12 protein-coding genes are annotated in these 8,419 nt (G+C 52.5%); 1 reads left to right on the top strand and 11 read right to left on the bottom strand.

The features are described 5' to 3' along the window. The 10 genes from hisC to F7B33_RS09415 all read right to left on the bottom strand — a co-directional run. On the bottom strand, positions 1–924 hold a 924-nt coding region (gene hisC / locus F7B33_RS09460), incomplete at its 3' end, for a histidinol-phosphate transaminase (RefSeq protein WP_297074271.1). Continuing rightward, positions 921–1,550, bottom strand: a complete 630-nt coding sequence (gene hisIE / locus F7B33_RS09455) for a bifunctional phosphoribosyl-AMP cyclohydrolase/phosphoribosyl-ATP diphosphatase HisIE (protein ID WP_297065598.1) — start codon at positions 1,548–1,550, stop codon at positions 921–923. The genes hisIE and hisC, both read right to left, overlap by 4 nt. Positions 1,551–1,559: 9 nt before the next feature. After that, on the bottom strand, positions 1,560–2,318 hold the full coding sequence (hisF, locus tag F7B33_RS09450) for an imidazole glycerol phosphate synthase subunit HisF (RefSeq protein ID WP_297074270.1): 759 nt from the start codon (positions 2,316–2,318) through the stop codon (positions 1,560–1,562). Then, entirely contained in the window at positions 2,300–2,998 is a 699-nt protein-coding gene (hisA, locus tag F7B33_RS09445; RefSeq protein ID WP_297074269.1) for a 1-(5-phosphoribosyl)-5-((5-phosphoribosylamino)methylideneamino)imidazole-4-carboxamide isomerase, read from the bottom strand. Before hisA ends, hisF begins: the two co-directional genes overlap by 19 nt. A gap of 1 nt (position 2,999) precedes the next feature. Beyond that, positions 3,000–3,593: an imidazole glycerol phosphate synthase subunit HisH gene (gene hisH / locus F7B33_RS09440; protein WP_297074267.1), complete on the bottom strand. Its 594-nt coding sequence runs from the start codon at positions 3,591–3,593 to the stop codon at positions 3,000–3,002. Next, on the bottom strand, positions 3,584–4,126 hold the full coding sequence (gene hisB / locus F7B33_RS09435) for an imidazoleglycerol-phosphate dehydratase HisB (protein ID WP_297074265.1): 543 nt from the start codon (positions 4,124–4,126) through the stop codon (positions 3,584–3,586). Before hisB ends, hisH begins: the two co-directional genes overlap by 10 nt. Next, positions 4,123–5,256, bottom strand: coding sequence for a histidinol dehydrogenase (gene hisD, locus F7B33_RS09430; RefSeq protein WP_297074264.1), 1,134 nt, complete (start codon positions 5,254–5,256; stop codon positions 4,123–4,125). Before hisD ends, hisB begins: the two co-directional genes overlap by 4 nt. Continuing rightward, complete coding sequence (gene hisG / locus F7B33_RS09425; RefSeq protein WP_297074263.1) at positions 5,246–5,863, bottom strand: ATP phosphoribosyltransferase; 618 nt, start codon at positions 5,861–5,863, stop codon at positions 5,246–5,248. The genes hisD and hisG overlap by 11 nt, the downstream gene beginning before the upstream one ends. After that, a complete protein-coding gene (locus F7B33_RS09420; protein WP_297065581.1) occupies positions 5,860–6,738 on the bottom strand; it encodes an ATP phosphoribosyltransferase regulatory subunit in 879 nt (292 codons plus the stop codon). The genes hisG and F7B33_RS09420 overlap by 4 nt, the downstream gene beginning before the upstream one ends. A 265-nt stretch (positions 6,739–7,003) precedes the next feature. After that, complete coding sequence (locus F7B33_RS09415; RefSeq protein WP_297065578.1) at positions 7,004–7,534, bottom strand: GNAT family N-acetyltransferase; 531 nt, start codon at positions 7,532–7,534, stop codon at positions 7,004–7,006. A gap of 54 nt (positions 7,535–7,588) precedes the next feature. On the opposite strand from F7B33_RS09415, the gene F7B33_RS09410 reads away from it, so the two are divergent. Then, complete coding sequence (locus F7B33_RS09410) at positions 7,589–8,065, top strand: ferritin family protein (RefSeq protein WP_297074261.1); 477 nt, start codon at positions 7,589–7,591, stop codon at positions 8,063–8,065. Positions 8,066–8,068: 3 nt separating this feature from the next. On the opposite strand, the gene F7B33_RS09405 is transcribed toward F7B33_RS09410, so the two are convergent. Further along, positions 8,069–8,398 (bottom strand): hypothetical protein, encoded by a 330-nt coding sequence (locus tag F7B33_RS09405; protein WP_297074260.1) that lies wholly within the window; start codon positions 8,396–8,398, stop codon positions 8,069–8,071. Positions 8,399–8,419: the final 21 nt, after the last annotated feature.

Raw genomic sequence — 8,419 nt, 5'->3', positions numbered from 1 at the left:
CTCCAGCCTACCTGAGAGCTTTCTGACGACGATTCCCTGCCTTAGAAGTTCCTCGTAGGCGTCCAGTTTGACCAGTAAAAAGTTCGCGTCGCTTGGGTAAGCCAAGTCGCCGAGCTTCTTCCTGACCCTCTCGCGCTCCTCAATTATTTTCTTAACCCTCTTCTCAACCAGGTTAGTGTGCCTCAGCATGACAACCATAGAGGTCATCGTCATGATTCCGACGCTGAAGGGCGACTTTACCCGGTAGAGGGCATCTACCACCTCTTCACTCGCGAGCATATAACCGGCCCTAACCCCTGCCAGCCCGAAGGCCTTTGAGAACGTCCTGAGGACTATGAGGTTTTCATACTCGTCAATCAGCTTCCAGAGGCTTCTTCCTGAAAACTCCGCGTAGGCCTCGTCGAGAACAAGGGGCTTTCCGGTTTCGAGGACTTCAATTATCTCCTCCTCCGGCTGTAAATTCCCCGTGGGGTTGTTGGGGGAAGCTATAAAAACCGCCCTCGCGTTTTTGGACTTCTTCGCTATTGCCTCTCCATCAATTGTGAAGTCATCCCGCAGGGGGACTTCAACGAGGGGAATTTCGTTAAGTTTGGCGTAGAAGCCGTACATTCCGAAGGTTGGGGGAGTTGTGACGATGTAGTTCCCCTTAAAGAGCCTCACGAGGTAGCTGATAAGCTCGTCGCTTCCGTTACCAACGGCAACGTTTTTGGGAGAGATTCCATAAAAATCGGCTATAGCCTCTCTTGCCGGCATTGATGTGATGTGCGGGTACCTGTTGAAGCCTATCCCCCTGAGTTCGTCAAAAATCTCCTCCTTGACCCAGTCGGGCAGGTCATAGGGGCTTTCGTTCTTGTCCAGCCAGACCCTGTAGTTCCCCTCCACGACCCTGTAGGGCTGGAAGGACTTAACGAGCTCGCGAATCATTTCCTCCGCCTCCTCAATTCGGCCATAACCTCCCCGAGGGAAACGTCGTTGTAAGCGAGGAGAACGAGCAGGTGGTAGAGCATATCGGCCGTCTCGTAGATTAACCCCTCTCTGGTTTCCGCCACGAGAACTTCTACCGCTTCCTCACCAAACTTCTTGTAAATCCTCTCCCTACCCTCTTTGAAGAGCCTCGATGTGTAAGAACTCTCCACGGGATTTTCCTTTCTCTTCCTTATAAGCTCTTCAAGTTCCCTTAGGATTGTCAGGGAGTAGTCCATCGGCAAAACCCTCTCCGGTTCGCCGAGCTTTCTGTAGAAGCATGAGTAGTTCCCAGTGTGGCAGGCGACTCCTTTTTGCTCCACTATCAGGAGCAGGGCGTCGTTGTCACAGTCTATTCTAATCTCCCTCACCTTCTGGGTGTTTCCGCTTACTTCTCCCTTCATTCTAACTCTCTTTTGAGAGCGGGAGTAGTAGTGGGCGTAACCTGTTTCAAGGGTCCTCCTAAGGGCTTCCCTGTCCATGTAAGCCAGTGTAAGGACTTCTCCTTTGGTGTCTTGGACAACAACGGGAACGATTCCACCGTTCTTCTCCCAGTCAACTTTTTCGATTAGCTCTTCAAGGCTCATTTTACCACCTCAATAATCTAGCCTTACGGGGATTCCCCTCTCAGCTAAGAACCTCTTCAGTTCGCCGACGGTGTATTCGTTGTAGTGGAATATTGATGCTGCCAGACCAGCCTCGGCTCCTGCTTTAAAGGCCTCGTAGAAGTGCTCTGGTTTTCCGGCTCCCCCAGAGGCTATCACAGGAATATCAACGGCACTTGCGACGGCTTTCGTCAGCGGTATGTCAAAGCCCTCCTTGGTTCCATCGGTGTCCATGCTCGTAAGGAGTATCTCACCCGCTCCGAGTCGTTCAACGGTTTTTGCCCATTCTACAGCGTCAATCCCCCTCGCTTTCCTCCCCCCGTGGGTGTAGACCTCCCAGAAGGAGCCGTTCCACTTCGCGTCTATTGCCACCACAAGGTTAGCGGTTCCAACGACGCTCGCTATCTCCCTCACAAGCTCGGGCCTATTTACGGCGGCGGTGTTTATGAACACCTTATCGGCACCGCGTTTGATTATCTCCTTGGCCTCTTCGAGGGTTTTTATGCCTCCCCCGACGGTGAAGGGGACGTATATCTCCCCCGCAATCTTCTCAACGAGGTTGAGGAGTATCCCCCTCTTCTCGTAAGAGGCCGTGATGTCGAGGAAAACTATCTCGTCTATGCCCTCCCTCTCATAGCGTTTGGCGAGCTCAACGGGATTGCCGGCATCCCGTATGTTCCTGAACCTGATCCCCTTCACGACCCGGCCTTCCCTTATGTCGAGTGCCGCGATTATTCTCTTCGCGAGCATCTTGCCACCTCCAGAAGCTCCTCCAGAGACACCAAACCCTCGTAAAGGGCCTTCCCAACAATAACGCCGGAGAACCCGATTTCCCGGAGCTTTCTCAGGTCATCGGCACTTGAAACTCCTCCCGCGTAGATGAACTCCTCGTTTTCCCAGAAGCGCTCGATTTCCTCTATCCCGGTGAGCGTTCCGTCCCGCTCAACGGAGGTGTAAATGAACCTGTCCACGTACTCCCTCAGAATCTCGTAGGCCTCTCTGACCTCCAGACCGCTTTCAACCCAGCCCTTCACAGCTATTCTTCCTCCCCTGGAGTCAAGGCTTACAGTTATCCCCTCGAAGTCCTGAGTGATTCGCTCCAGAAAGGCTATATCGAAGGCCTTCGTGCCTATTATGGCGTTCTCGACACCGATTTCGTAGGCTTTAGCGATTGCTTCATAGCTTCTCAGCCCTCCACCCAGCTGAACCCTCAAGCCGGTTTCTTGGATTATTCTCCCGACTACGTCGAGGTTCTTCGGGAAGCCCTCAAAGGCCCCATCGAGGTCAACGACGTGAATCTTATCAACGAACTCGGCAAAACGCTGGGCTATCTCAACGGGGTCGCCGTAGACCCTGACCTTGTCTTTTCTGCCTTTGTAGAGTCTCACGGCCTTTCCGCTCATGAGGTCTATTGCTGGATATACCTCCATTTCAAAGCCTCCTGAAGTTTCTCATCAGGATTAAGCCGTTCTTCCCGCTTTTTTCCGGGTGAAATTGCACCGCGTAAATGTTCTCTCTGCAGACGGCGGAAGTGAAGACTACCTTCTTTCCCTTGGATTCGTAGTCCGTAACTCCGGCAATCACGTCCTCTCCAGGCACCGCATAGTAGGAATGAACGAAGTAGAAGTAAGCACCGTCCTTTATCCCCTCAAAGAGGGGGCATTCCTTCCTTTTCCACAGCTGGTTCCAGCCTATGTGTGGCGTCCTAACGCCCTGAAACTTAACGACTCTCCCCTCAAAGACCCCAAGGCCCGGCTTTCCCGGACTTTCCTCACTTTCCTGGAAGAGTAGCTGGAGACCGAGGCATATCCCAAGGAATGGCTTCCCCTCGTTTATCGCGTCGAGTATGACGCCCCTGAGGGGTTCGAGCTTCTCAACCACCGCACCAAAGTTACCAACCCCAGGGAGAACGAGCTTTTCTGCCCTTTCTATCTCGTAGGGGTCGTCTGTGATAACTCCCCCAAGGGCCTTTCTAACGTTGGCGAGGTTACCTATACCCAAATCCACTATCGCTATCACCCCCACACCTCCAGCAGACCTTTCGTGCTCTCCAGTTTCTCGCTCTCCCCAACTGCCTCTCCAAGAGCTTTGCCGAGTCCCTTGAAGGTCGCCTCGATTACGTGGTGCGCGTTAATCCCGCTCAGGGTCTTCACGTGGATTGTCGCTCTGAGGGAGCGCGCCAGCCCCCAGAGGAACTCCCTCACGAGGGCCTTCTCGAAGCCCGTTTCCCCCTCCCCGTAGGAGAGTTCGACGCTTACGTATGGCCTTCCTGAGATGTCCACGGCAACGATAACAAGGGCATCGTCCATGGGCATTATCGCGCTCCCGAAGCGCGCAAACTTTTCTGGCAGTTTGGAACGTAGTTCTTCCCCGAGGGTTATGCCGACGTCCTCCCAGAGGTGGTGCCTTAGGTCGTAGGTGGCCCTGATGCTGACTTTCTTTCCCATGTAGTGGAAGAGCGTAACCAATAGGTGGTCGAGCACTCTATCGTTCGTCTCAATACTTCCTTCCACCCCAAGCTGAACCTCCACGCTCGTTTCCCTCGTTTCCCTCTTCATTTCCTCACCTCCATGCTCCTCCTGTGGAGTTCCATGCCCTCAATCTCAGCCAAGCGAAGGCCCAGCTCCCTCTCCGCTAAGAACTCCTCCCTGCTAACCATTGCGAGGGTTATCGGCTTAAGAAAATCCATAACCGTCAGGACACCGCTGAACCTGGCCGTCCCTCCCGTTGGAAGGACGTGGTTGACACCCAAGAAATAGTCGGCTGAAGGAACCGGTGTATAAGGCCCAAGGTAAATCGCACCGGCGTTTTCAATGAGGTCAACTATTCTCATCGGGTTCTCGGTTATTATCTCAAGGTGCTCCGGCGCTATCTCGTTGACTTTCTTGGCACACTCCTCAAGGGTCTCGCAGAGGATTACTTCTATCCCGTCGCGCGAGCAGTACTCGGCGAGCTCTCTGGAGGTCGTTAGAAGCCAGGCCCTGCTGTCCTTTCCGTGCTCAAGCTGGCTGAGTAAATCCGCCAAAACGTACTCCTTATCCGCGCTTTCATTCGCTATCACCGCTATTTCCGAAGGTCCAGCGAGGCTGTCTATTCCCACAACGCCGAAGACCTGTCTCTTGGCCTCGTTCACGAACCTGTTTCCGGGCCCGAATATCTTGTCAACCTTCTCCATGCCGATGCCGTAGGCCATAGCCCCTATCGCCTGAACACCGCCGAGCTTGTAGACCTCGCTTATGCCGAGCTTTTTGGCAACGTAGAGAACGTAGGGGTTCACCTTCTCGTCCTTCGGCGGGATTGTAACGGCAATCTCCTTAACGCCGGCTATCTTAGCTGGAACTGCGACCATCATGAGGGTTGAGGGCAGGGGTTTTCCGCCGGGGACGTAGATGCCTATCCTTCCTATTGGCCGGTATATGAGGCCGTAAAGCGAACCGTTTTTAATGAAAAGCTCATCCTTTGGTTTTTGCCTTTTGTGATAGTCCCAGAGCCTTTTGATTGTTCTCTCGATAATTTCCCTGTCCTTCTCAGGGATAACTTCCTCCGCCTCTCGGAACTCCTCCTCGCTAACCCTGAAGGGGCCGTCAAAACCGTCAAACCTTCTGGAATACTCCCTAACGGCTTCGATTCCTCTTTCGCGTATGTCCCTGAGTATCTCGGCGACGTAACTTTCAAGCTCATAATTCATTTTCAATCATCTCCTTTATCGAAAAAACAAGCTCGTTTATCTCCTCAAACTTGGTCTTCTGGGAAATCCTGTTGACGAGGAGCTGGGCCGAAACGTCCATGACCTTCTCAACTTCAACGAGGCCGTTTGCCCTCAGTGTTTCCCCGGTTTCCACTATGTCAACGATTGCATCGGCTATGCCAACCTTTGGTGCCAGCTCCACGCTCCCGCTGAGCTTCAGGATTTCCACCTCAACGCCCAGCTTTGAGAAGTACTCCCTCGTTATGTTCTCGTATTTGGTGGCAACCCTGTAGCCGTCCATTTCCTCCGGTGAGACGACCCTTTCCCGGGGCATGGCAAGACTAAGACGGCACTTTCCGAATGGGAGCTCCAGCGGGACGAAAACGTCGCTTTTCCGTTCTTCAACGACATCACTTCCCGAAATGCCAACATCAACCCCGTGTTCAACGTAGACAGGAACGTCGAAGGCTCTCGCGATTAAAACTTCATTGCCGTTGAACCCCTCAATGAGCCGTCTCTTGCCGGGCTTTTGGACATCGTAACCGGCTTTTCTCAGGACTTCAAGGGAACCCTTGAGGAGACGGCCCTTAGGCAGGACGAACCTCATCTTCCCACCTCCACGGGGATTCCCATTGAAACGAGCTTTCTGGCTTCCCTGAAGGAGTTTATCCCCCTGAGGAACTTTCTGCCCTTTCTTTCTTTAACGCTGGCAAGTTCAAGGAGTGCACTGAGGTCAAGGGCAAAACCTACCGCGGGTTTTCCGCGGAAGGAGTACTCTCCACCGCCCCCTATAGGCCTCCCAAGAAGGGGAGAATAGACCTCGAATATGACATCACTATAATAGGGTAGTGGCCTCACCGTCCCAAAGTCCACGAAGATTCTTTCATCATCAACCAGCCTGAGAATCTGGGTGAGCTTTGGATAGTTGCTTTCCTTTCCCCTGAAGTTAAAGAGGTTCCAGAGTTCTTCCTTTTTGTCTTTGCCTATCGGTAGCTTTTCAATCAATCCAAAGTTTCTCCGCTGGAGGGCTAAGCATACGGTTTCTCGAAACTCCCCTATATCCTCGGTTGCTTTCCGCCATACTTCGAGACTTCCAAGGTCTATGTAGAACTCACTGATTCCAAGGCTTTCGAGGGATGTTATCAGAACGCTGAGAACCTCCGCTGTCATGAAGTCCGGTTCTCCCCCAATGAACTCGATTCCGGCCTGCCACTTTCCCTCGACTCCGCCGTCAAGGACTTCCCCCACGTAGTACAGTTTGGCAAGGTCTATCTCGTATTTCAGCAACCTGCTTGTCACGTCAGGCTTTATCAGATAGAACCCGTTGTTGTAGGCGAATTTGGTTCCTCCCTTGAGTGTCTCCGAATAAGGCTCGATTGTTGGCAGGACGACCTCCATGTAACCCCAGAGCTCAAAATTTCTCCTTAAGAGGCTCGAAATAATTGCCATGCGCGAGTAATCCCTAATCCCCCTTAGGGCCATTCAGAACACCTCCGAATATTTTTCGAGAACTTTGGTCAAAGCCACCCAAGAAGGGTCAATGATGAAGGCTATCCCTCAGAAGAGTTTTGAACTCAAATTCAAAGCCTGAAGAGATAGTTTTTACTCTCATCTTCAACCTCACCCGTGCCATTGATGTGTTTCGAAGAGGTTTATAAACTTATCCGAATACTCTTCGACAGTTTGAAGAATAATCTTGAGGAACTTGTCAATGGTTCAGAAATGGGTATTGAACGGAATGCAAAGTTCACGGAACGACGTACTTCAGGATAACAAACTCTCCATAGTCCATAACCTTCTCGAAGCCCCTCCTTAGGTAGTAGCCGTATGCATCTAAACTGGGAAACGTTATCACATAAGGCGTTTTTCCCAGAGAGAGAAGTCTTTTGACCGCGAAATTAAGCAGTTTTGAGCCGTAGCCCTTTCCCCTGTAACCCGAGCTGACCATGAAGAACTCTATGAGACCAGCTTTCTCGTTCTTTATCTCATCTGGCACCCACCAGACGTCCTTGTCTTTGAGGTCGTAAACCAACGCCACGGTCCCGACGAGTTGCCCGCCCTTCCTCATGGTGTAGAGCTCATTGAATTCCCTCGTGAGCCTGAACTCGAGGAAAGGCTCGTAAACCCGCTTAAAGCCCTCGAAATCCTCTGGAGAAGGCTTTTTCTCGACCCACTCAAGGGCAGGATAAGTCCCTTTGGTTGAGCGGTAAACCTCAAAGACGAATTTGAGGAGCTCGTCCTTAAGTGAGAGCGGATTGTCAACCCTCTCGATGCCCATCTCTGCCCCCTCAAAGGTTATTAGGTTAAGTCACTAAAATATTTTGGTGGTACTATGAACGAGCTTGAAGCACTTGCGCTCGCACTGGAGGTGGAGAAGGCCGAGATGCGCTTCTACCTCGACCTCGCGAGAAAAACAAAGGACGAAAGGGCAAGGAAGATGTTTCTGTTCCTGGCAAGGGAGGAAGCCGACCACTGGGAGCAGTTTGAGGAGAAGTTCCTTGAACGCATCGCCGAGGAGTGCAAGCTTCCGGCCGTTAGCGAAGAACTCCTTGAGAAGCTCCTGGTCAAAGTGGAAAACGTCGAGAGCGAGGTTGACGCGGTGAAGATAGGCATGGAGCAGGAGAAGCTAACCTGGGAGTTCTACGAGAAGGCTTCTCAGGAGGCGGAACACGAGGGCGTGAAAAGAATCTTCGAGGAGCTAGCGAAAGTGGAGAAGGCCCACTATGAGCTACTCAAGGCCCAGTACGATGCCGTGATGAAGACAGGCATCTGGATGGACTACCAAGATTTTAGCCTTGAGGTGGACTGAAAACTAAAGGGAACCCACCACGAGTACCCAGAGAACGTAGATTACAAAGCCCAAAACCCCGTATTCCAGGCCCGTCCGCAGGGCCTTTTCCTTAATTCTCGCCGCCATCAGCTCGGTCCCCGCGTAGGCGTGGAGGAAGAGAAGAACCCCGAGGAGTGCTCTCATCAGGGGGCTTGTGTGTATCTCCACCGCCGTTTCCCTGGTGAGGAAGAGGGAGGCTTTCAACGCACCATCGCTGGTCGATGCGTAGCCGGTTACGGCCATCAGCCCCGTGACGAGCAGAAGCGGCACGGACGTCCACTCCACGAGCGTGAGGGCTGTCTTTGGCTTCAAGCCATCACCTCCAGGGGTTTG

Source organism: Thermococcus sp. (assembly GCF_015523185.1).
Lineage (GTDB): Archaea > Methanobacteriota_B > Thermococci > Thermococcales > Thermococcaceae > Thermococcus.
This window is presented reverse-complemented; position numbering and strand designations above follow the sequence as displayed.